General features: G+C 44.0%; 18 protein-coding genes and 1 pseudogene. 1 reads left to right on the top strand and 18 read right to left on the bottom strand.

Annotation, left to right across the window (positions count from 1 at the left end; all coding sequences use genetic code 11):
- Positions 1 to 11: 11 nt before the first annotated feature.
- From iolD to eno, 9 genes and pseudogenes are all read right to left on the bottom strand, one after another.
- The gene (gene iolD, locus CK1_RS00555; protein ID WP_015524406.1) at positions 12 to 1,943 is read right to left on the bottom strand and encodes a 3D-(3,5/4)-trihydroxycyclohexane-1,2-dione acylhydrolase (decyclizing); all 1,932 of its coding nucleotides are present in this window, start codon (positions 1,941 to 1,943) and stop codon (positions 12 to 14) included.
- An 18-nt stretch (positions 1,944 to 1,961) separates the two neighbouring features.
- Positions 1,962 to 2,996: a 5-dehydro-2-deoxygluconokinase gene (gene iolC, locus CK1_RS00550; RefSeq protein WP_015524405.1), complete on the bottom strand. Its 1,035-nt coding sequence runs from the start codon at positions 2,994 to 2,996 to the stop codon at positions 1,962 to 1,964.
- Between the two features lie 403 nt (positions 2,997 to 3,399).
- Complete coding sequence (locus CK1_RS00545) at positions 3,400 to 4,428, bottom strand: LacI family DNA-binding transcriptional regulator (protein ID WP_015524404.1); 1,029 nt, start codon at positions 4,426 to 4,428, stop codon at positions 3,400 to 3,402.
- Between the two features lie 190 nt (positions 4,429 to 4,618).
- Positions 4,619 to 5,959, bottom strand: coding sequence for a nickel pincer cofactor biosynthesis protein LarC (larC, locus tag CK1_RS00540; protein ID WP_015524403.1), 1,341 nt, complete (start codon positions 5,957 to 5,959; stop codon positions 4,619 to 4,621).
- Positions 5,960 to 6,655, bottom strand: coding sequence for a nickel pincer cofactor biosynthesis protein LarB (gene larB / locus CK1_RS00535; RefSeq protein ID WP_353611090.1), 696 nt, complete (start codon positions 6,653 to 6,655; stop codon positions 5,960 to 5,962). It abuts the gene before it with no gap.
- A 196-nt stretch (positions 6,656 to 6,851) separates the two neighbouring features.
- Positions 6,852 to 7,588, bottom strand: a pseudogene (locus tag CK1_RS00530) (ABC transporter ATP-binding protein).
- A gap of 12 nt (positions 7,589 to 7,600) precedes the next feature.
- Complete coding sequence (locus CK1_RS00525) at positions 7,601 to 8,275, bottom strand: ABC transporter permease (RefSeq protein WP_353611203.1); 675 nt, start codon at positions 8,273 to 8,275, stop codon at positions 7,601 to 7,603.
- Between the two features lie 26 nt (positions 8,276 to 8,301).
- Entirely contained in the window at positions 8,302 to 8,562 is a 261-nt protein-coding gene (locus CK1_RS17715; RefSeq protein ID WP_015524400.1) for a hypothetical protein, read from the bottom strand.
- Positions 8,516 to 9,811, bottom strand: coding sequence for a phosphopyruvate hydratase (gene eno, locus CK1_RS00520; RefSeq protein WP_044961624.1), 1,296 nt, complete (start codon positions 9,809 to 9,811; stop codon positions 8,516 to 8,518). The genes CK1_RS17715 and eno overlap by 47 nt, the downstream gene beginning before the upstream one ends.
- 468 nt (positions 9,812 to 10,279) lie before the next feature.
- On the opposite strand from eno, the gene CK1_RS00515 reads away from it, so the two are divergent.
- Positions 10,280 to 10,789, top strand: a complete 510-nt coding sequence (locus tag CK1_RS00515; protein ID WP_502685116.1) for a DUF2798 domain-containing protein — start codon at positions 10,280 to 10,282, stop codon at positions 10,787 to 10,789.
- A 125-nt stretch (positions 10,790 to 10,914) separates the two neighbouring features.
- On the opposite strand, the gene CK1_RS00510 is transcribed toward CK1_RS00515, so the two are convergent.
- The 9 genes from CK1_RS00510 to CK1_RS00470 form a co-directional block, all read right to left on the bottom strand.
- Complete coding sequence (locus tag CK1_RS00510; RefSeq protein ID WP_015524397.1) at positions 10,915 to 12,246, bottom strand: MATE family efflux transporter; 1,332 nt, start codon at positions 12,244 to 12,246, stop codon at positions 10,915 to 10,917.
- 11 nt (positions 12,247 to 12,257) lie between these two features.
- Positions 12,258 to 13,247 carry a RelA/SpoT-related domain-containing protein gene (locus CK1_RS00505; protein WP_015524396.1) on the bottom strand — a complete coding sequence of 330 codons (990 nt, stop codon included), beginning with the start codon at positions 13,245 to 13,247 and terminating at the stop codon, positions 12,258 to 12,260.
- Positions 13,248 to 13,330: 83 nt separating this feature from the next.
- Positions 13,331 to 14,191, bottom strand: a complete 861-nt coding sequence (locus CK1_RS00500) for an alpha/beta hydrolase (RefSeq protein ID WP_015524395.1) — start codon at positions 14,189 to 14,191, stop codon at positions 13,331 to 13,333.
- Positions 14,192 to 14,534: 343 nt separating this feature from the next.
- Complete coding sequence (gnpA, locus tag CK1_RS00495; RefSeq protein ID WP_015524393.1) at positions 14,535 to 16,697, bottom strand: 1,3-beta-galactosyl-N-acetylhexosamine phosphorylase; 2,163 nt, start codon at positions 16,695 to 16,697, stop codon at positions 14,535 to 14,537.
- A 32-nt stretch (positions 16,698 to 16,729) separates the two neighbouring features.
- A complete protein-coding gene (locus CK1_RS00490; protein ID WP_015524392.1) occupies positions 16,730 to 17,845 on the bottom strand; it encodes a phosphotransferase enzyme family protein in 1,116 nt (371 codons plus the stop codon).
- 88 nt (positions 17,846 to 17,933) lie between these two features.
- The gene (locus CK1_RS00485; RefSeq protein WP_015524391.1) at positions 17,934 to 19,958 is read right to left on the bottom strand and encodes a beta-galactosidase; all 2,025 of its coding nucleotides are present in this window, start codon (positions 19,956 to 19,958) and stop codon (positions 17,934 to 17,936) included.
- Between the two features lie 181 nt (positions 19,959 to 20,139).
- The gene (locus tag CK1_RS00480) at positions 20,140 to 20,970 is read right to left on the bottom strand and encodes a carbohydrate ABC transporter permease (protein ID WP_021651760.1); all 831 of its coding nucleotides are present in this window, start codon (positions 20,968 to 20,970) and stop codon (positions 20,140 to 20,142) included.
- Positions 20,963 to 21,862 (bottom strand): carbohydrate ABC transporter permease, encoded by a 900-nt coding sequence (locus CK1_RS00475; protein ID WP_173739121.1) that lies wholly within the window; start codon positions 21,860 to 21,862, stop codon positions 20,963 to 20,965. Before CK1_RS00475 ends, CK1_RS00480 begins: the two co-directional genes overlap by 8 nt.
- Positions 21,863 to 21,952: 90 nt before the next feature.
- The gene (locus CK1_RS00470; protein ID WP_015524390.1) at positions 21,953 to 23,242 is read right to left on the bottom strand and encodes an ABC transporter substrate-binding protein; all 1,290 of its coding nucleotides are present in this window, start codon (positions 23,240 to 23,242) and stop codon (positions 21,953 to 21,955) included.
- Positions 23,243 to 23,567: the final 325 nt, after the last annotated feature.

Here is a 23,567-nt window from a genome sequence, read left to right as displayed (position 1 = left end):
TACCTCCCAGATTAGTACAGTCTTGCCTCTTCACGGCCTTTCATAACTCCCTCGCAGGCCTTTCTTACGCTTTCTTTCTCAGATGTTGTTGCAATTCCTACATCCCACCAGGACTCATATCCGTCTGTCATGGTCTTCGGGATAACTTTGAGATCAAAGAGGCATGCGATCTCCTGCTTTTTGGCATCTTCCAGAGCGTCTACCAATTCCTGGATGGTGCGGCAGGTATAGGTCTTCAGACCATAGCCTTCGCCGATCTTTGCATAATCTACAGGGATCAGATCTCCGGTCGGTTTCTTGCCGTCTGTATAACGGAACTCTGTTGCAAGGCTTCCGATTCCGTGGTTCATCTCAAGGTTGTTGATGCAGCCAAATCCGCAGTTATCGAATACCATGATATTGACTTTCTGTCTCTCCTGCATGATAGTCATGATCTCACTGTGAAGCATCTGGAAGCTGGAATCTCCAACTACGCAGTATACTTCATTATCCGGCTCAGCAAATTTCACGCCGAGGGTAGCGGCAACCTCATATCCCATACAGGAATATCCGTACTCTGCATGATATCCGCCACGTTTGTCTGTTCTCCACATACGCTGCATACAGCTTGGAAGGGAACCGCCTGCTGTGATGATGGTTGCATCTTTGTCGATAGTTCTGTTGATCGCTGCAAGTGCTGCTGTCTGTGTGATCTTTCCGTTTGTAAGCTTTACATATTCCGGAATCGTACGAGGATCTCTTGCCTTGATCAGCGGCTCAAAATCATCTCCTGTGTACTCAATGCTTCCAAGGCGCTCCATCTCTTTATCCCATGCAGCTTTTGCTTTCTCGATCTCATCTGTGTATGCAGATTTATATCCTCTTGCACGAAGCTTTTCTGCTAGTGCTTCTACGGTAGCTTTTGCATCACCCACTGCTTTTACTGCATCCATCTTGTATGCGTGGAATCTGCAGTTGTTGATACTTACAAACTGAACATCCTCATTCTGGAACAGATGCTTGGAACTTGTTGTAAAGTCAGACATTCTGGAACCGATAGAAATTACCACGTCTGCGTCTTTACCGATGATGTTGGAAGCGTAGGTTCCTGTTACACCGATACCGCCAAGACAGTACGGATTGCCGGACTGGCAGGCACTCTTTCCGGCCTGTGTCTCGCCGAATGGGATCTTGAATTCCTCGCAGAATTTCTCAACAGCTTCTCCGGCTTCTGAGTAACGGACACCACCACCAACAACGATAAGCGGTTTCTTCGCTCCTGCGATGACCTCTGCCACATCCTCAAGCTCTTCCTCTACTGCAACCGGTCTTGTGATCCTGTGCACTCTCTTCTTGAAGAAGTACTCCGGGAAGTCAAAGGACTCACCCTCAACATCCTGGCAAAGTGCGATGCAGCATGCACCTGTTTCAGCCGGATCTGTAAGAACTCTCATTGCATTGATCAGAGCGGTCATGACCATCTCCGGTCTTGTGATCCTATCCCAGTATTTGCAGACTGGTTTGAATGCATCGTTCGTACTGATGGCAAGGCTGCTGCTCTGCTCCAGCTGCTGGAGAACCGGGTCAGGCTGGCGAGATGCAAAAGTATCTGCCGGGAATACAAGAAGCGGAATATTATTTACAGTTGCTGTTGCACATGCTGTTACCATGTTTGCAGCTCCAGGTCCGATGGAGGAAGCGCATGCAATGATTTTTTTGCGGTTGCTCTGTTTTGCAAAAGCGGTAGCAACGTGACACATACCCTGCTCATTTCTTCCCTGAAGAACCTTCAGCTGTCCCGGATTTGTATCCAGTGCCTCACCAAGTCCTACAGCAATACCGTGTCCGAAGATCGTGAAAAATCCTTCTACGAATTTTGTCTCCACTCCGTCCATGGAAACATACTGATTATCCAGAAATTTTACAATTGCCTGTGCAGTTGTCATTCTTACTGTCTTTGCCATTTTTTCCACTCCTTTTCTTTATACTCTTGCGATCATTTCGCCGAATTTTTCTTTTTCATCTTTAATGAATGCGTGAACTTCATCCGGTCCCGGAAGGGAATCGGAGCAGTTGTTGCTCTTAACCATCATGGATGCCTCAGCAGAACCAAACTCCAGGCAGTCAATGATCTCCCAGCCCTGATACAGTCCATACAAGAATCCGGAGCCGTATCCGTCGCCGCCGCCGAAGCCTTTTCTTGCCTCAACCGGGAATGGCTTGATGCTGAACTTCTGTCCGTCAACTGTGTAGGCTGTGGAACCCTTCATACCGTGTTTGATGACAACAATCTTTGCATTTTTTGCCTGCCAGTAAGCTGCACTCTCCTCATCAGTCATGCCTTCTTTGATCAGTTTCTCTGTAAGGTCAAACTCTTCTCTGGAGCCCATGATGATGTCAGCTTCCTTAGCTACGATGGAATAGTAGATGGAAATCTCATCTGCATTCTTCCAGTTGTACTCTCTGTAATCAATATCAAAAATGATCTTTGTGTTTACTTTCTTAGCAAGCATAACCGCTTTGATCGCTGCTTCTCTGGAAGGGCTCTCTGCAAGAGCAGTTCCGGAAATGAGGATCGCTTTTGCATTTTTGATATAATCCTCGTGGATGTCGTCTACATGAAGCTGCAGATCTGCGATACGGTTACGATACATGAGGATACTGCTTTCCTTTGGAGAAAGCATCTCGGTAAAGGTAAGTCCCAGCTTCTCTCCGTTTGTACATTTTGTGATCTGTGAGGTATCGATTCCTCTCTCATCAAAATAATCTACAACATACTCACCGAACTGATCATCCGAAACCTTTCCGATAAATCCTGCTTTCAGGCCATGCTTGGTAACACCTACAGCGATGTTTGCAGGAGATCCTCCTACAAATTTCTCAAACATATGTACCTTCTTCAGGGGTTTGAACTCCTCCTTTACCTGATCGTTGTAAGCAGGATTAAAATCAATGGCAACTCTTCCAAGGAGCACCAGGTCCATTGGTCTGGATTCATCAAATTCGATATACTTCATGATCTTACCTCCGTTTGTTTGATGGTTTATTTTTACTTTTTTGTGTGCTTTTTTGCTTTGCGTGCTTTTTCTTTTATTTAGCGTGCTTTCTTGCGTGTTTCTTATGATGTTAATATAGCACCGTTTTACAATTTGGGCAAGTACTTCTTTTCATTTTTCTTTTTTCAGTTATTCTATACAATTTTTGTAGTTTTGTTTTGTTCAAAGTAGATATTATCTACATGTGCATTTGCGTGTTAGTATTTTTAGCACGCTATTAGCACGCAATCAAATGCATCCAGACAGTTGTTTTCTTGGAATCTATATTCCATATCGTAGTATCTTACAGATTTCCTGTAATATAAAAAAGCCTGCAGTTTTCATCCTGCAGACTATTTTATATGATACTTTGCCCAATACATGTTCAAAGGTTATATTTTGTTTTGATCTTGATATCTGTAAAGAGATATTCTCTCTCCGGCTCCTGTCCTTTTGTCAGGATATCCGCCAGGATCCTTGGCGGTTCATACCCCTGGACATATCCATTCTGGTCGATCAGAAAATCCACATGATCATTCTTCAGTGCCCGTTCATTCTTCGGAGTCTGATCGTAGATCACAACGTAGGGCCTGCGGTCAAGTCTCAGCTTTTCAAATGCCTTCCCCACTCCTGCCTGGCCTCCGGATACAACCAGGATCCCGCTGATCCCTGAAGTACTCATCATGGCATTTTCTATAATGTGCTCCACCTCAGCTGCTTCATCAAAGCTTCCGTGAACACCGGCGATCTCCAGATGTGGAAAAGCCCGCTTGGCTTCCTCTACAAAGCCATCCACTCGCTGATTATCAACATGATTGCTGAAATATCCGGTGATGATCAGGATCTTTCCGCTTCCTCTTGTCAGCATTCCAAGGAGTCCGGCCGCAGTACGTCCGCTCTTGCGGTTATCCATTCCCACAAAACAGGTTCTTCTCGTTCCTACAATATCAGAGTTAAAGGTTACTACTGGGATATTCTTCTCTTCGATCAAAGCGTTCAGTTTCTCCCGGACAGTCTCACTGTCTACCGGCATGATCGCAAGTCCCCGGATTCCTTCCTGTTCCAGTTCCTCAATGGCCTGCAGCTGTTCCTCTTCATCAACGGAAAGACCCTCTTTCAGGATCAGCTGGATCCCTTTTTCTTTCAGTTCCACGGCTGCCTTCTCAATACCACGGTTTACTTCCTGCATAAAAGAAGATCTGGCAAGCTGTGTCACCACTCCGATCTTCAGTCTTTCATCTTTAGCTGTTCTGGAATGCTTCCGTTCTTTCTGTACATATCCCATCTCGTCCGCCAGACGGCAGATTCTCTCTGCCACCTCCGGATTGATCCGTCCTCTGTGGTTCAACGCTCTGTCCACGGTTCCCCTGGAAACCCCTGCCTGTTCTGCAATCTGCTGTATTGTTACCGCCATAAATCCTTCTCCTGCCTCTGCCTTACTGTATCATTGCCAGCTGTTCTGTTCGGCAATAATCTTTCTATATACATTTATATAGTTTTTTCGAAAAGGTGTCAATATGTAAGTGCATTATACAAGGCAACCACCTCGATCTTATCCCCGAACAGCCATATGATATGCTTCTTTATAGGAAATTCCTGTTTTTTCACAGAGTTTTTTTACGCTTTCGTATTCCGGATAAAAAATATTCCTGTCCGTCAAAAATGCAGACCTTCACTTCTACCTTCCCAAACGGGGTTGTAACCGCTCTTTTCTCTCTTTTCAAAATGGTTCTCCCCATCTCCTGGCGACGGATCCCAATGGTTGTTGTTTCTCTGAAAATGATCTGCTCCATCGCTGAAACCTGTTCTTTTTTACATAGAACGGTAAGCAGCCATGCCGGACGGTTTTTCTTCATAAATACAGGCATGTAATTGGCCTCTCTGGCTCCTGCCTCATACAGAAGCTCCATAACATAGCCAAGCGTTTCTCCTGTACAGTCATCAATGTTGGATTCCAGCTTTATAATGGTGTCTATTTCCGTACAAGCATCATTGCCTGAAGCCTCCTCCCCGGATCCCCGGATCAGCATGGCACGGAGAATTCCCGGGCACTCATACTGGCGCTTGCCTGCTCCGATACCGATCTTCTCCACCGTAAAATCTTCAGGCAGTTTTTCTGATGTAAGGAATGCCGCCACAATGGCTGCTCCTGTAGGCGTTATCAGTTCACCCTGCACCGATGTGATATGCAGCTTCAGCTGATAAGCACTTACAATATTACTTACCGCCGGTACCGGCACCGGAAGGATCCCGTGCTGACAGCGAATCGTTCCGCTACCCTCACAAAGTCTTGGAACGATCACTTCCTCCACATCCAGATCATCCATACAGATTGCAACAGAAAGAATATCCACAATGGAATCCACTGCACCCACTTCATGGAAATGGACCTGATTCACCGGTACATTATGGGCTTTTGCTTCTGCCTCGGCAAGAATCTTAAAAATCCTTTTTCCATAGGATTTTGCACGATCTGTCATATCTGCATGGTCGATAATCTCCATGATCTCGTTAAGGCCACGGTGTTCATGGTGATGGTGTCCGTGGTGGGAATGCATCGTTTCTGTATATGTATGACTGTTTCCATGGGTTTCCTGTACATGATGTTCATGAGAATGGGAATGCTCATGGGATTCCAGGGCTTCATGACTATGTTGATAATGATGTTCCTCATGATCCTGGCTGTGAGAATCTCCATCATGCCCATACAGATATTTCATATCATGATCATGATTCTCATGATCATGATCCAGTAGTACAGCAAAATCACAGGCATCGATCCCTGATTTCATCACACGGCTGATCTTTATGTCGAAACCTTTTACCGGCAGACTTTTAAGAGTTCTCACCAGTTTTTTCTGATCTGCACCCAGATCCAGAAGAGCCGCAACTGTCATATCCCCGCTGATCCCGGAGGTACACTCCAGATATAATTTGTTTCTCATTTATTTTCCCTCCGCAAGCCGATTGATCTGGGTTGCCAGATATCCTGCCCCAAATCCGTTGTCAATATTTACTACTGCAATTCCGTTGGCACAGGAATTGATCATTGTCAGAAGCGCTGACAATCCATGAAAGCTGGCGCCATATCCCACAGAAGTAGGTACCGCGATCACCGGACGTTTCACAAGACCACCCATAACACTTGCCAGCGCACCCTCCATTCCTGCTACCGCAACCACACAGTTAGCCTCCTGGATCGTATCCAGCCTGGAAAAGAGTCTGTGCATACCACTGACTCCCACATCATAGATCCTCTCCACATGTGTGCCGAAATACTCTGCTGTCTGGGCAGCTTCCTCCGCAACAGAAATATCTGCTGTTCCGGCTGTACACACTGCCACCTTTCCGATATGCTCCTTCTCTTTTTCAATCTTCAAAATTCCGGAAACCGGATCATAAACCACATCAGGAAGAACCTTTTTTACCAGTTCATACTGATGTTCTGACGCCCTTGTTCCAAAGACTTCTCCATCTTCCTCATAAAGCTTCTGATAGATATTCAAAAGATGTTCGTCTGCTTTTCTCGCACAGTAAACTACCTCCGCAAAACCGGTCCTCGCTTTTCGGGTAGTATCCAGCTTCGCATAATCCATTTCTTCATATCCCTCTTTTTTCAGAAGGTCCTCTGCATGCTCCACAGAGAGCTGGCCTTTTTTACCTTTTCAAGGATCTGCTGTAAAGTCATCTTTTTGCCTCCCTGTTTTCTTCGTAATATAATAACATAATAGCCAGACATTTGCATCATTTCCGCAAATCGTCTGGCTATCTGCTATTCAAACCGTTCACTGTCCGGTTCTTTTTATTTATGCGACTGCCTGGGCCGCCTTCTGTTCTTTATCTGATCATCTCCGCATATTTGGCCGAGATCTCATCAATATCTCCATATGCGATCAGTTTTCCTTTTTCAAGTATCATTGCTTTATTGCACAAGCGCTGTACCTGTTCCAGAGAATGGGATACAAACAGTACCGTAACGCCCTTATCAAACATACTTAAGACTTTCTTTTCACTCTTTTTCCGGAATTTGGCATCTCCTACAGAAAGGACTTCATCCAGGATCAGGATATCCGGTGATACCAGTGTGGCAATGGAGAATCCAAGTCTTGCCTTCATACCGGAAGAATAATTCTTAATAGGGACATCGATAAATTCCTTCAGTTCAGAAAACTCAACGATCTCATCAAATTTCGATTCCAGAAACTTCTTGGAATATCCGAGCATCGCACCATACAGAAAAATATTCTCACGTCCTGTATACTGCGAATCAAAACCGGCTCCCAGTTCCAGAAGGGGGACCAGACGGCCGTTTCGGACCACCTTGCCTTCGGTAGGCTTGAATACACCGGCAATTACTTTGAGCAGAGTACTTTTTCCCGCTCCGTTAAGTCCCAGGATTCCTACACGGTCACCTTTTTTCACCTCAAAATCAACATTCTGAAGAGCCCAGAATTCATTATATTTAATTTCTTTTTTAAGAATTTAATCACGTAATCCTTCAGGCTGTCTACCTTTTCTTTACTGAGATTAAACTTCATACTTACGTTATCTACAACTACTGCAGGTTTTTCCATATTTTTCTCCTGTTAAATATAAAGGATAAATTCATCCTGTTTCTTCTTGAAACAGAACATTCCGATGGCAATCGTCACAAGGCTGAATACCAGTGCGTATGCCGCATAATGAAGATTCATCGGCTCTCCGAACATTCCCGAACGAAAAACATCGATGGTACAGTACAGCGGATTATATTTCAGGATCCATGAAAAACCACTTTTCAGCAGTCTGGACGGATAATAAAAGATCGCACAGGTATACATGATCAGCATCAGCGCTACTGACCACAGATATTCCATATCTCTGAAAAAAACGCCAATCGTAGCAAGGATCATTCCACAACCATAAGACAACAGAAATACCAGGATCAGCGCGATCGGGATCTGGAGCATATAAAGTGTCGGCTCCACACCAAGTACTGCTCCTACCGGAACCAGCACGATCAGCGAGATCAGGAAGATCACATAGTTAAAAAGTACACTTGACAGCGGATAGAGATATTTTGGCACATAAACTTTCTTGATCATTGCCGAATTCGCTCTTACTGATTTCAATGCCGCTTTTGTGGCACTGGAATAGAATGTGTACAGAAGACGTCCTGTCAGGATATATACAGGAAATGTCCGATCCTTGTTTCCGAACAGGGTACCGAATACGATCGTTAGTACGATCATGGTAAGCAGAGGCTCAAGAAGAGACCAGATGATACCAAGATAGGAACGTCTGTACTTCAGTTTGATTCCTTTTTTACAAGCTCTCCCAGAAGAAACCTGTAACGCATAAAAGTATTTACGTATTCTTTCATAGCATCTCCAATATTCAATTTTATTTTTTCACACGGCTGTAAATCATAATATACTATTTTGAGAAATCTGGCAACCTTATTTTCGCCAAAAAAAGGCACGCCAAAGCGTACCTTTTTGAGAAATGTGTTAGTTATGATCTTATCTCTTGATATTGAATGCCCGGAATCCCGGATATACTGCTGCATCACCAAGCTCTTCCTCAATACGGAGAAGCTGATTATATTTTGCCACACGTTCGCTTCTGGAAGGAGCTCCTGTCTTGATCTGGCAGGTATTCAGTGCCACTGCAAGATCTGCAATGGTTGTATCCTCTGTCTCTCCGGAACGATGGGAAGAAATCGCTGTATAGCCAGCTTTATGTGCCATTTTGATGGCTTCCAGAGTCTCGGATACAGAACCGATCTGATTCAGTTTGATCAGAATAGAATTTCCGCAGCCAAGGCTGATACCTTTCTCAAGACGCTCTGTATTTGTAACAAACAGGTCATCACCTACAAGCTGTACTTTTCCTCCAAGTTCTTTTGTCATGATCTGCCAGCCTTCCCAGTCTTCCTCATCAAGGCCATCCTCAATAGAGTAGATCGGATATTTTTCGATCAGATTTTTCCAGTGATCAACAAGCTCCGCAGATGTAAATTTCTTTCCGCATTTCGGAAGAACATACTCCCCCTTTTTGTTTCCTTTCCACTCACTGGATGCAGCATCCATGGCAAGTACAAAATCCTTTCCAGGCTCATATCCCGCTTTTTTCACTGCTTCAAGGATGTACTCAATGGCTTCCTCATCGCTTCCAAGGTCTGGTGCAAAACCACCTTCATCTCCAACGCTTGTTGCAAGGCCTTTTTCTTTCAGAAGTGCAGCAAGAGCGTGGAATACCTCTGTACACCAGCGAAGTCCCTCTTTAAAGCTTGGTGCTCCTGCCGGCATGATCATAAATTCCTGAACATCAACGGTATTCGCAGCATGTGCACCACCGTTTAGGATATTCATCATCGGAACCGGAAGTCTGTTTCCGTTCACCCCACCAAGAAATCTGTAAAGGGGGATGTCAAGAGAAATCGCAGCCGCACGTGCGCACGCAATAGAAACCGCAAGAATGGCATTTGCGCCCAGTTTTGATTTGTCCTTTGTTCCATCTGCTTTGAGCATGGCAGCATCCACTGCATAAATATCAGATGCATCCATTCCTGCCAGCGCATCATTAATTACTGTATTGATATTTTCAATGGCCTTTGAAACACCTTTTCCTCCAAAACGGCTTTTATCCTGATCTCTCAGCTCAAGTGCTTCGAATTCTCCTGTGGACGCTCCGCTTGGTGCTGCTCCTCTTCCGACCGTTCCATCTGCCAGATAAACCTCTGCCTCTACGGTCGGATTTCCTCTTGAATCAATAATCTCTCTTCCAATGACCTTCTCAATCTCTAAATAATCCATTTGATATTTATCCTCCTGTCTGGTCTTTTCGCCCTGTCCGTAACTCCTGTTCAGACCGCATTTTGTCAGGGGATACGGCCCGCCACAAATTTTACGCATTAGTTAGAATCCGCTAACTGTTTACAAGTTTACTATATCTAACTTTAACGGTCAAGAGGAGTTATTGCCATTTTTTTCTCAATTACTCTTCTGATATTTCCATGTTTTTTCAGAACATTCCGCAGGATGTTACGAATTTTACTTATTGACAAGGCTTTACTACTTATGATATCATAACCGCCGGTATCAAGCGGATATTCGTAAACCGCTCTGCTGCCTGCTTACAGCCAAATAACTGCTTCGCAGTTTGATTTGGTCAAAAAACCGAATATGGTTTATGACAAAATCCTGTCATATATTGGAAACGCACATTCTCCTGAATGATTAACGAACAACACATGCTCTGAGGTTTTACATTATCACTTAATCATTTTAAAGGAGGATTTTTATGCCAAAAACAAATTTCAGGAAGTTATCTTTACCCTTATCATGGTATTTTTTATGGTTTACGCCATGATCTGCTACAACATTTCCCTGAACACAGGGAGTATGACAAACCGCGTGTTCCTTGACGCTTTTCATGAGCTGGTGATCATGGGACCGATCGCATTTATCCTTGACTTCTTCCTTGTATCCAAGCTTGCCTTTGGTTGTGCAATGCGCATGGTAGATTTCAAAAACTGCCATCCGTTCAGCAGGATCCTTGCGATCTCCGTTCCTTCCGTTGCTTTCATGTGCCCGTTAATGAGTCTTGCCGCAACCATTCTCTTTAAGGATGCAGGAAATCAGTTCATAGCTGTATGGCTTCAGACAACCGCATTCAACTTCCCGATGGCATTCTTCTGGCAGCTGATCTATGCCGGTCCGATCGTACGTTTTATTTTCAGACATATCTTTCCTGAAAAGGAAAACGTAAAAGAAGCGACAGCAACTATGTAAAATTAAAGAAAGCACATTGCTATGGTTGAACCACCCCAAAAGTCATACTTTCCGGTGGCGGCTCATTCCATACAATGTGCTTTTTATTTTTCACGCGAATCTTTCTCATCGGATCTTCGAATCTCTCAGACTGTTCTCTTTAATTCCGGCATCTTAAGGATCTTCACGATCAGTGGGATCACCATAATAATCCAAACTATCGGTTCTGCTACGATCACGCCGGTATATCCGAGAAGTGGCACCAGAGTCACCGCGATCACTACTTTTCCGATCATCTCCAGCGCACTGGAAGCCAGAGGGATCACCGTTTCTCCAAGGCCCTGCATAGCATTTCTGAGGACACTGATCACAGCTGTTACGAAATAAAAGATCGTATCAAATTTAAGATAATTGGCGGCATTGCGGATCACCGTCTCATTGTGGCTTCCTGTAACCAGATAGATCAGCTGTTTTCCAATAGTAAAACTGAAGATCACAGTCATCACGGACCAGATACAGGTATACAGAACTGCAAGACCGATTCCCTGGCGCACCCGGTCCATACGCCCTGCACCTGCGTTCTGTCCGCAGAAGATTGCCATAGTCTGCCCGAACACGCCAAACATGATCATAAACATTTCCGTGATCTTACGGGCTGCTGTATGTGCCACAATGATATCTCTTCCCAGCCGATTGATGGATGTCTGCAGTGCCAGTGTACCAAGATTTACAAGAGAACTTACAAGTCCCATGGAAAGTCCGGCACTCAGCATATTTTTCATCATATTTCTTTCAAGACCGGAAAAATCCTCTTTTGTTAGCCGCAGGATCTCATACCTGCGGATCATGTAAAACCAGCATACCAGAAAAGCCAGCGTCTGTGAAAGTACCGTGGCAACGGCCGCTCCCTGCACTCCTGCTTTTACTACCAGAATAAAAAACAGATCTCCTGCGATATTTAAAGTCACAGACACTGCCAGGATCACAAGGGGCGTCACCGTATCCCCAAGTGCGCGCAGAGATGCCGCACAGGTATCATAAAGAAACGTTGCCAGCATGCCTGCGATAATGATAAAGATATACTGCCTGGCGGTTCCCGTCAAATGATCCGGAACATTCAGAAATCCCAGGATCGGATGCAGAAGCAAAAGTCCCAGAACAGTCAGTGCCAGCGAGATCACGCTACCCATTACAAGAGACAGCGCAAAGGATTTTCGTACTTCTTCCCGGTTTCCGGCACCGAATTTCTGTGCGGTGACAATGGCAAATCCATTTGCAAGGCCCATCAGAAAACCGATGATCAGCCCGCTTAAAGGACTGGTGGCCCCTACTGACGCCAGCGCATCTTCTTTAAGAAAGCTTCCCACGATCCGGGTATCTGCCAGGCTGTACGTCAGCTGCAAGAGATTTCCCAGAAATACAGGAAGCGCAAAGGACAGGATCAATGTGGAAGGCTTCCCTTTTGTCAAGTCTTTCATGTCATCCTCCCTCAGTCAACGATATCATTCTGAAAACGGGAAAGATGCTCATAAGGAAGGATCATCCTTCCGCGGAACAGTCCGCAGCCATCATTGATCAGGCTGTTATTTACCGCACCAAACATATTGACATCCAGCGCAGCAAGATCCAGTCCAAGAAGCCGCATACCCCGCTCATAGGCCTCGTCAAAATAGATACATTCCCCCTGGGGAACCGCGTCCCTTCTCCTGCGTTCACTTTCCTGTTTTTTCTCATAGCTTAAATGGTTGGCGGAACCAATCTCCGCAACATCATCCATTTCTTTGGTCCGCAGCTGTACTTCCATATAGCTTCGGGAACTGTTATCATAAAACGTGATATGCAGGGACTGATAATCATCCTCACTGTTATTACAGATGTAATCCCTATAGTAAGGCTTTGCTTCCCTGCTGAGCAGTGGCGATGTACTTTCCTGCACTCCTCTGGCCGGCTCTGCGGTAAATCCTCTTTCTTCCAGAAATCCCGGAAGTATATTGGCGATCTCATAAAGATAACGAAGCTCTTCTTCTCTGACATTCTCACCATTTTTCAAATGACATCTGGGCATGGCGATAACGATCCTGTAGGCAATAAAATCGCGGAAACAGCTTAACCGTTCCTTGATCTGGGATACGGAAGGATATTCCCCATATTCTTTATAGTAGTCATAAATAAATTCTACTACATATCCGTTAAATTTTTCCTCCGCACGGATCAGGGATTTGATTCTTCCCTTGAAGGTAAACGCCAGAAACGGATATTCCCCTGCCATATATTTATAAAATTCCCGGATCTTCTGAGACTGGGCAGTGAGGAAATCATTATGCTCCAGAAGCTCCTGGATCTGGATCAAAAAATTACAGTGTACCAGATCGATCTCATTGTGTTTTTCCTTCGCCTCTATCCTAAGATCCCGAATGTATTTCTTCAGTATCCGGAGAAGAGTATCTCCGGAATACAGATAATCGTTTAATGTTATCATTTGTGTTTCTCTTTTCTATTTTAGTCTTTTCAAGATCACATATTTACAACAACTGCTGGATGATCTGTGCTCCTGTCTTTTATTTATTTCAGTTTTTCATGGAAAAACTCTGCGATCCGGTTCCATACCTCATCCTGGAAAAACTGGATATCTGCATGGTCTGCACCATCCAGTGTCAGCAAAGTAACATCACAGTCTTTTTTCTCCAGAAGTCCGTATAAAGTTTCCGACTGAACATAAGGAACGACCTGATCGCAGTTGCCATGGATGATCAGAAATGGCGGTGCATCCTTCGTAACCTTGGAAACCGGACTGCTCTGGTATGCCTTTTCTTTATTTAACATGGAATTAAATCCAAGCAGAAGGGATTCTGCGGAAGAAGCACATTTTTCTGCAGATTCACACGGAAATGCGGAAAGATCCGTAGGCGGATACCATGGGCAGGCAGCCTGTACCTTACTGGATTCTTCCAGATACTCTCCCACATCCAGAGCCGGATCATTGTCCAGCGCAGCCATACAGGTAAGATATCCTCCGGCAGACTCTCCCATAACTCCTATCTGCTCTTTGTTGATGCGGAACCGGTCTGCATGGGCTTTCAGATAACGGATGGCTGCCTTTACATCCTGCAGCGGCATGGGATACGGGCCCTGATTAGAAGTACGATACTCCACACTTGCCACTACAAAGCCACTGGATGCCAATCTGCTCAGATAAAGATTATGTGCGGATTTATCCATCATCAGCCATGCGCCTCCGCAGATCCAGAGGATGCAGGGATAGATTTTTCCATCTTTTGTTTCCGGGTAGATTATATCCAGTTTCAGATCCCGCCTGCAATGTCCGAACCAGGAGTCCACCTGTGCGTAAGTAATATCATTTACTGTAATATACTGAGGCTTCTCTACCGAAAGCTTCAGTGTCTTTTTTTCTGCTTTTATCATAATCTATCTACCTCTTTTCTTCTGATCATTTTAGTTTGTCTTTGAAATATTTTTCTTCTATTTTATCACAATACTGCTTTTTCTGCTTTTATTTTTCGGAGAAAAAGCACTATTTTTCTGCAAAACAGGGTTTTTGATCTTTTTGTTCATAAATCCCTCCTCTTTGTAAGTAAAATTATTTGTCAGCAATAACAAAAAGCTGTTATAATAGATTTTCTCTATTACAACAGCTTTGTTTTCCTACTTTTGGAATGGATTTATTATATTATAAGTTTTTTTCTCTGTCAACGCCCTCAGACAATTTCACAGCTTTTCTTTATCAGTAAACCTGTATCCTGCTTTCTCAGATCTGATACCAGCGGATCTCATTAGCTTCCAGATGAAGGTCAAAGCTCTTTCCATCCCCTGTGTAAACCGTAGTGTCCTGTGGCTCATAGGTGTTGTTTACCACACAATACTTTTTATTTTTCACATAAGCATGTACTTCCACATTATAATTGGAAGAAAACCAACGATGAAGCTCACCTTCCGCTGCCACTGACCAGAGTACGGCTCTGTAAAGAATACGGCTGTTGCAAAAGCTGTACGGAAGTCCGCTGATATAAACGCCCCGGCCTTTTCCGAAGGTTTTTACTGCCATCTGGACTTCCTGATCTTTCTGGATAAGGATCTTCGTATCCGGAAGTGCGAAGATATTCTTTTTCCCCTCACCGAAATCTACGGTTCCGTCTGTATCCTTCAGGATAAAATGATCTTTATGCTCTTCCCAGTTGTATTTATCGGTATTAAGATTAAATCCTCTTTCTTCCTCTACACCAAGGATGTCATCCAGCTGGAAGAATTTTCCCTGCCACTGATGAGCTGCCGGTTCACCGACGCCAATAAATCCGCCGCCATTATAGACAAATTTCCGCACTGCTGTAAGGATTTCCGGATCTGCCCAGTTCTCACCACCGGACTGTGCAGTGTCCGCATCACCTACATTGATGATCACATCAAAATCATTCAGCAGCTCTTTATCCTCACGGATATCGTCAAAGCTGATAAAGGACACATCAAAAGGCGCACCGCTTAATGCCTCGATAATTCCGAAATAGGAATAATTCTGCTTGTAATAGATGGCATGATGTACCATATGGTTGCCCCAGGAGCGCATTTTTCCCCAGCAATTTAAAACTGCCACACGTTTTACGCAGTACGGTGTGGTTCCCTGGATATTGTCGTAGAGCACACGGAATTCCTGGCAGACTTCCTTGATATACTGTACAAAATCCGGAAATTCCAGAGCCAGCTTCAGATAACCGCCGTATCCAATTCTCTGGATCGGGCTTCGAAGGATAGCTCTTCTTGCAGTCACCCAGTTTACTTTTGCCTCTTTTACAGGATTCCCGCCCTCATGGAAGGTGTCCGGGAAAAAGTACGGCAGAAATCTTCCCTCTGTATATTTTACATGTTTAATATCACTGAACAAACGTAGGGTCGCTCCGTTTCCGACGCTTCCCACTACCGCATCAAGCCCGATGGAAGCAAACTCATCCATAAAGGGCTCCATACCGATCCAGTGATCACCCATGAACATCATGGCCTCTTTTCCGTATTCATGGACAATGTCTACCATTTCCTTTGCAACCTTCGCCACTTCCCGTCTCTGGAAAGCCTGGAAATCTTTAAATTCTTTTGATGGGATACGGTAGGTGTTGTTCATATATCCCTGATCAATGATAAACTCCGGACGGAACTTATATCCCACTTCCTGCTCAAACTGTTTCAGGATATAGGGGCTCACCGAAGCGGAATATCCAAACCAGTCTACATATTTTTCCCGTGCCATCTCATCAAAGATCAGTGTGAACTGGTGAAAAAAGGTAGTAAATCGTACTACATTCACATAATCATGGGAATCCAGAAATCTGCGGAGGCGATCCATGGAATGTGCACGTGTTGCGGGCTGACGCACATCAAAAGTGATCTGAGGCTCTACATCCTTCCAGTCATTGACAACTGCATTGTACATATGTACCGGATCCCACATGATATATGCAAGAAAACTTACCGTATACTCATGAAACTCTTTCGCCGGCCTGATCACAACATTTCCGTTTTTTTCATCGTATGACCATTCCTCTGTACTGACAGCTTCCCCTGTAGTCCGGTCAATGACTTCCCACCATCTTCTGATATCATCTCTTGTATTCACCGCCAGCATATCCGGATACAGATGATCCATCAGATGGATTTCCAGAGTATCCGACACTGCCGTGTGAAAGGATGTCATGATATACATCTGCTGAATTTCTTCCGGATGGGCCTTTGCCCAGGCATTATCCTTTCTGGTGGTATAATAAGTTGCATAAATCTTTGCGCCGGTTTTCTTCAACTCTGCCGGAAATTCCGTTCCGTCACAGTCACGGATGGCATCTGCACCCCACTCATCCAGCATTTTCAGTGTCTCCGGGATCACATCCAGATCTGTCGGAATGGTCACTCTTCCTTTTGTTTCGCTCATCACTTTACCTCCATTGTAAAAATCCCTGTTTTTTATTTCTGATATTTTTTCACGATCGTCTGCATAGTATCCCATTTCTGTTCCATATCAGCCACCAGCTTAAACTGTGTGCGGCAGCGGTCCAGATTGTGTTCTTCCCGGTCGATCTTAAAATAATGATCTCCTTCCAGATAATCGGTAAGAAAGCGAATGCCACATTCATAAGTCATCACCTTAGCTCCCATGGGAAGCATCTCGATCTCTTTTGCACTAAGCTTATCTCCACAGCTTTCCAGAAAGCCTTTTACATAGATTTCATAGAGCTCCATATCACAGGAAACTTTGCTTAAATCTTTCTCATCCTCCAATGCAGTGCTGGCCCCGAAACGAATGGAATCTCCAAAATCATTCATGGCAAGTCCCGGCATAACCGTGTCCAGGTCCACTACACAGATTCCCCTTCCTGTTTCCAAGTCGATCATAACGTTATTCAGCTTCGTATCGTTGTGCGTTACCCGAAGGGGCACCTCACCTTTTGCCAGCAGCTCACCGAATACATTTGCCAGATACTCATGCTGAAACGCAAATGCGATCTCTTCTTTTACGGATGCAGCACGATGGCGGCTGTCCTTCTCTATGGCATTTTTCAAAGTCTGAAAACGTTTCTTTGTATCATGGAAATCCTTTATCGTTTCATGCAGAGTCTCTGCCGGGTAATCTGCTAGCATTTCCTGGAATTTTCCAAATGCAACTGCACTTTCATAAAAATCCTCCGGTTTTTCTGCCAGATCATAACTTACTGCATCGGTAATAAAAATATAAGCTCTCCAGCATTCTCCGTTTTCATCTGTCAGGAATGCCTTCCCGTCCTTTGTCGGAATCAGGTTCAGAACCTCCCGTTCCGGATCTCCTCCCTTCTGAAGAACTTTCTTTTTCAGATGCCCGGTGACTCCGGCAATGTTCTCCATCAGTTCTTCCGGTTTCTGAAAGATCTCCCGATTGATCTTCTGAAGGATCACCTTAATGGACCCCATCTCTCCGATCCGATATCTAAGCATATAGGTTTCGTTGATATGCCCGCTTCCGCAGGGGCCGCAGGAAACCAGTTCTCCGGTAAATGCAAACTGATCCGCTATTCTTTTTATCTCTTCTTTTGGTGTACCTGCCATTTTACCTTCTCTTTCCCAGACAGCAGTAAAAAGCATACCGTCCGAAAACAAATATGCTTTATACTTTTTGCTGTGTTTTTTACTGTGATTATTTTTTCCGCTTTAAAATCCTGGTGGCAAGCGGAGCAATATTTTCATCTGTTGATCCGTAGAGAACTTCGTAATCCCCCGAGACAGAAACTGTTTCTGTCTTTTCTCCGAAGTTCTGGATAAACAGATATTCCGTATCCTCATTTTCTCTGGTTGTCACAGAAATACCTTCCGGTATAAATGTAAGCGGCATCTTCACGCCTGCTTCCTCTGCTGCCCTTCCCAGAAAATCCTCATAAAAGGCTGCTTCCATATCTGCCGCTACATAGTAAACATGGCCTTTTCCATATTTCTTGTGAGTCAGCACCGGATACCCCTGATAGAAATCTTTTCCATAACGCAGCAGCACTTCCGCACCGGAAACCTCTGCAAGCTCACAGAGATTTTTGCAGGTATAGCTTTCTGTAATTCTGAGATGATTTCCTGTTTCCGGGATACCTACGTTTTCTTCCCAGTCATAAAGTGCATCGATCTCTTCCGCACGGATACCGGCTGCTTCCATCAGCCCGTGAGGGGTTCCCTCCAGATAGCATTTATCTGTTTCATCTACAAGTCCGGACCAGTAGGAAATTACCAGAGTACCACCGTTTTTTGCAAAAACGCGAAGCTTTTCGGCATATCCATGATAAAACATGTAGGCCATCGGTGCCGTTACCAAACGGTACCGGGACAGATCATGTTCCATATTGATGATATCTGTATTATAGCCTTTTCTTCGGAGAGCACGATACTGTTTCAGTACATTTTCCTGATAATGCATATCCTCGTTTCGAGGTCCCTGCGCATCCTTCAGCGCCCAGTCATTTTCCCGGTCATAGAGAACAGCCACCGGAGACTTCGTCACGCTTCCAGCAGTTTCCCGGATCTGCTCCAACGCTTCTCCTACCTCTGTCACTTCGCGGAAAATACGAGTATCATCCCCACCGTAGTGATCGATCACCGCACCATGGAATTTCTCAGAGGCTCCCTGGCTCTGACGAAGCTGGAAATACAGAACACTGTCTGAACCATGAGCAACTGCCTGCAGAGAGGCAGCCAGATGTATTCCTGGTTTTTTCAGCTTGTTGATAGGCTTCCAGTTGGTCGCAGAGGGACAGGATTCCATCAGAAGAAACGGTGCTTTCTTGATGCTTCGCATAAGATCATGCTGCATGGCTCCGTCCAACGCTGTGGTATAATTGTCTTTTTTATGCCAGCTTGGATAATTATCCCAGGATGCAATATCCATAACATCCTTAAATTTTTTATAGTCCAGTCCGTTGTAGTCATACATCAGATTGGCAGTTGCCGGAAGCTCGGAACCACCTGCACGGATCGCAGAAATCTCATGCTTCATAAAATCCACAGTCCTGTCTGTAACAAAACGTTTCCAGTCCAAGGTAAGTGCATGAAGAGCATTTTCCCCCTTTGGCGAAGGACTTTCGATCTGATCAAAGCTGTTATAGGTATGGCTCCAAAACGTTGTGCACCAGCTGGAATTTAAATTTTCGATGGTCCCGTATTTTTCTTTCAGCCATTCCCGGAATTTTTCCCGGCACAGAGGACAGTGGCATTCTCCGCCATATTCATTGGAAATATGCCACAAAAGCACTGCGGGATGTTTTCCGAAACGTTCAGAAAGCTTCTTATTAATATTGTAGACTTTTTCCCTGTATACTGGAGAAGTATAACAGTGATTATGTCTTCCACCGAAAAATCTTCTTGTGCGATCCGGATCCATGCGAAGAACTTCTTCATATTTATCTGCCATCCATTTCGGTCTTGCTCCGGATGGTGTGGAAAGTATCGTATAAATTCCTTCTTTATACATATTATCGATCACTTCTTCCAGCCAGTCAAAGTTATATCTTCCCTCTTCTGGCTCCAGCACTGCCCAGGAAAACATTCCCATGGAAACGGTATTGATATGGGCTTTTTTGAAATATTCGATATCTTTTTTCAGAATATCCGGTCTGTCCAGCCACTGCTCAGGGTTGTAATCGCCGCCGTGCAGATAATGGCCGTATCTGATCTGCTCTGCCATTTTTTTATCTCCTTATGATTTATTCGCATCAAGCGGACAAAGTCATCCGCTCCGCTACGAAGCTTTATACCAGACAACTGATCCACAGTTGATCTGGTATAAAAAGAATGCTGCATAATCCAGTTAAAGCATATTATACAATATACCTAAAGATTTCAGCAGCATCCTTTTTGTTTTAAAATTATTTTACAGCTCCAGTAATACCCTCTGCGAACTGTTTCTGTAATACGAAGAATACGATCATGGTCGGAATGGAACAGAATAATACGCCGCACATCAGCATGCCGTAATCCGTTACATATCCTGTGATCAGATTGGCGATCAACATCGGCATGGTCATCGCCTTATTATCTGTCATGATTACCTTCGGCCACAGATAGGAATTCCATGCATTCATAAATGTGATAACTGCTGCCGCCGCATAAGTAGATTTCATAGTCGGGATAAACATCTGGAAAAAGATCCTTACCTCGCTTAATCCGTCAATCCGTGCTGCCTCAATGATATCGATAGGAAATGCTCTGGCATTCTGACGGAACATCATGATCATAAATGGTGTGGAAATGATCGGAAGGATAAAACCTACCGCTGTATTTAAGAGTCCGGCTTTTGAAAACATCTTAAATAAAGGAACCATCGTTGCAACCTGCGGAACCATCATTGCAAGAAGCAGGGTGGAAAACAGTCTGTCTTTCCATCTGTCATGATATACCTCAAAGCCATAACCTGCGATAGAACAGATCAGAAGGCAGATCACTGTAGTAAGAACTGCATAAAACAGAGAGTTTCCAAGAGCTCTCCACAGCGGCTGCTGTGCAGTCAGGTTTTTAAAGTTCTGCATAAAATATGTACCCGGAAGGATACGGCCTCTGGATACATCTGTGGATGTATTGGTTGCCGCAGAGATCATCCAGTACAGTGGAAATACAGAGATAAATGATACGATGATCAGAAAAATATATGTAGGGATCAATCTTCTCTGAATTGCGGATTTATTCTTTTTCTCAGTCACGTGTATCACCTACTTTCAAATTGATAAAGGCCAGGATCGCTACCATGATAAATATGATAAATGACATTGCTGCCGCATATCCGAAGTTTGGCACGTTGATGAAGCATGTATTATAAACATAATGGGACATTGTGATGGTTGAGTTCGCCGGGCCACCTTTTGTCAGGTTGACAGACTCATCAAACAACTGCAGTGTACCATTGATCGACATAATAAATGTCATGATAATTGTCGGTTTCAGAAGTGGTACGGTAATTTTCCAGAAGGTCTTCCAGCCATTGGCACCATCGATCTTTGCTGCCTCGTATACAGAATATTCAATATTCTGAAGACCTGCCAGATAGAACACCATGTTATATCCTGTCCATCTCCAGATCAGTGCGATGATGATCACGATCTTTGCACTTGTGGAGTTACCCAGGAAGTTATAGCCAGTTGTTAAAATTCCAAGTTTGATCAGGATGCTGTTGATCAGACCGTCTGTTGCAAACATAGAACGGAAGATCAGAGAATAAGATACAAGAGATGTTGCACATGGAAGAAATACACATGTACGGAAAAAGCCTTTAAATTTCAGATCCTTGTTATTCAGAAGCTGTGCGAGCAGGATCGCAAGGATCAGCATGATCGGCACCTGGATAATAAGATACAGAAATGTATTGACAATGGACTGCTGGAATACCTTATCCATCATAATACGTTTATAGTTACTGAAGATCGGATCCGCAAACCTCATGTTTGCTCCGGCACCTGTCTGTAAAGAAATGATAAATGCGCGGATCATCGGATAAAAACTCATGACAGCGATCATAATGGTTGCCGGTGCCAGAAAGATCCAGCCGGCCGCTCTTTGTTTCGCTACCAGAGACATGCCACTTTTTTTGGAATTCACAGGAACTCCTCCTTTCAAACATCTAAACCTTTACATAAGACAAGGGACTGCATGCAGTCCCCTGCCCTGTATTTCATTAATATTTCAGCTTTACTCTGTCATCTTGAATGCCAGTGTATCCTGTGCTTCCTGAAGTGCAGATTCTTTATCTGCGCCGTTTACAATATTAACAACAGCTGTGTTGATGCACTCTCTTGCCTCATAGTGGTACGGAGTTTTTGTAAATTCCGGAATGTGTGAAGAGTACTCTACAATTGTTGAGAAGATCGGCTGGTTATTGAAGAACTCGCTTGGCTCATTGTAAACCTCAGACTCACCAGCCGGCAGGTAGCAGGAAATTGCACCTGTTTCCGGAAGGATTGCATCATAGAAGTCTGTGCTGGAACCAAATGTGCTTGCAAGGAAGTCCTCAGCAAGCTCTACATTCTTGCAGTTGGATGTAATGTACCAGGAAGATCCGCCATTGTTTGCATAGTTTGTAGCTGTATCAACGCCGTCAACTTTCGGCATTGTTGTGATCTGCCACAGACCCTTCTGATCCTCTGTTCCCATCAGTGTAGCTGTGATCCAGTTACCGTTAACGATACCGGCAGCCTCTCCGCCTGTGATCGTGGAGATGTACTCATCCCAGTTATTTACTAATTTAACAACATTGTTCTTTACAAGATCCACATAAAGATCTACGCATTTCTCTGCTACATCGTTGCCAACGATATAAGCCTCTCCGTCATCATTTACGAAGTTTGCTCCACAGGACTGGATCATCATCATCAGAGTATCGCCACCTGTTGCTTCACTTGTAAGGAGATATTTACCTGTTTTTTCGTGAACGTCTTTTCCGATCTCCATGAATTTGCTCCATGTGATATCTGTAAGATCATCAATGGTATATCCTGCTTCTTCCAGGATATCTGTACGATAGCAGGCAATTGTTGCACCGTTATCAAACGGAACTCCGTAATGTGTGTCATCTACCATGGAGTAGGACTGTTTCAGTTTTCCGAAATCATCCCAGTTGATATCCATATCCTTCAGATCTGTAAAAGCATCCGGATAACTCTTCAGATATTTCTGATAGCTGTTGTCCTGCATCAGAACGATGTCCGGAAGTGTGCTGTAATCTCCGGCGTTTGCTGCTGTTGTAAGTTTGGTCTGGCAGTCATCAGAAGATGTCTCAACTACATCAACCTTGAATCCTTCGTGATCCTTTGCATACTGCTCACCTGCAATATTCATAGCCTTGATGTTGAAGTTCTGATCCCATGCCCATACAGTCAGGGTGTTATCGTCATCACCTTTTGCATATACTGCTGTAGTAGTTGCAGCAAAAGACATTGCCATGATACCTGTCATTAATACTGCGAGTAATTTTTTCTTCATTTACTTTTCCTCCTTTATTAAGCATTTCCCGTTTGCTTATGAATAGATTATAACATCCGCATTTCCTCTATAGTTTGCAGAATTGTTCATATAATGTGCAATTTCAACCATTTTATTAATTGTGCACTATTATCCAGCTATATTTTTACAAAAAATATGCACTTTGAGGATTTTCTCTTTTTACGTTCATCAAAATTTCAAAAAAAGCCTTCTTTTTTGACATTATGCGAACATTTTTTGTCAAAAAAGAAGGCTTTTGTTTCTATTTCATAAAATTTCATATTGTTTTTTATATATATTTCACAAACATTTCTGTATATTATGC

Source organism: Ruminococcus sp. SR1/5 (assembly GCF_000209835.1).
GTDB lineage: Bacteria > Bacillota > Clostridia > Lachnospirales > Lachnospiraceae > Blautia_A > Blautia_A fusiformis.
Note: the sequence above shows the minus strand (reverse complement) of the source record. Positions and strands in the feature narration are given on the sequence as shown.

Bases quoted from the DNA above. Each gene is read 5' to 3' on its own strand.
- CK1_RS00490 (WP_015524392.1), bottom strand. From the start codon at position 17,845: ATGGCAGGTACACCAAAAGAAGAGATAAAAAGAATAGCGGATCAGTTT.
- larC (WP_015524403.1), bottom strand. From the start codon at position 5,959: ATGAGAAACAAATTATATCTGGAGTGTACCTCCGGGATCAGCGGGGAT.
- eno (WP_044961624.1), bottom strand. From the start codon at position 9,811: ATGGATTATTTAGAGATTGAGAAGGTCATTGGAAGAGAGATTATTGAT.
- CK1_RS00545 (WP_015524404.1), bottom strand. From the start codon at position 4,428: ATGGCGGTAACAATACAGCAGATTGCAGAACAGGCAGGGGTTTCCAGG.
- CK1_RS17715 (WP_015524400.1), bottom strand. From the start codon at position 8,562: ATGCAGCAGTATATCCGGGATTCCGGGCATTCAATATCAAGAGATAAG.
- iolD (WP_015524406.1), bottom strand. From the start codon at position 1,943: ATGGCAAAGACAGTAAGAATGACAACTGCACAGGCAATTGTAAAATTT.
- CK1_RS00470 (WP_015524390.1), bottom strand. From the start codon at position 23,242: ATGAAGAAAAAATTACTCGCAGTATTAATGACAGGTATCATGGCAATG.
- gnpA (WP_015524393.1), bottom strand. From the start codon at position 16,697: ATGAGCGAAACAAAAGGAAGAGTGACCATTCCGACAGATCTGGATGTG.
- CK1_RS00485 (WP_015524391.1), bottom strand. From the start codon at position 19,958: ATGGCAGAGCAGATCAGATACGGCCATTATCTGCACGGCGGCGATTAC.
- CK1_RS00505 (WP_015524396.1), bottom strand. From the start codon at position 13,247: ATGATAACATTAAACGATTATCTGTATTCCGGAGATACTCTTCTCCGG.
- CK1_RS00510 (WP_015524397.1), bottom strand. From the start codon at position 12,246: ATGAAAGACTTGACAAAAGGGAAGCCTTCCACATTGATCCTGTCCTTT.
- CK1_RS00500 (WP_015524395.1), bottom strand. From the start codon at position 14,191: ATGATAAAAGCAGAAAAAAAGACACTGAAGCTTTCGGTAGAGAAGCCT.
- iolC (WP_015524405.1), bottom strand. From the start codon at position 2,996: ATGAAGTATATCGAATTTGATGAATCCAGACCAATGGACCTGGTGCTC.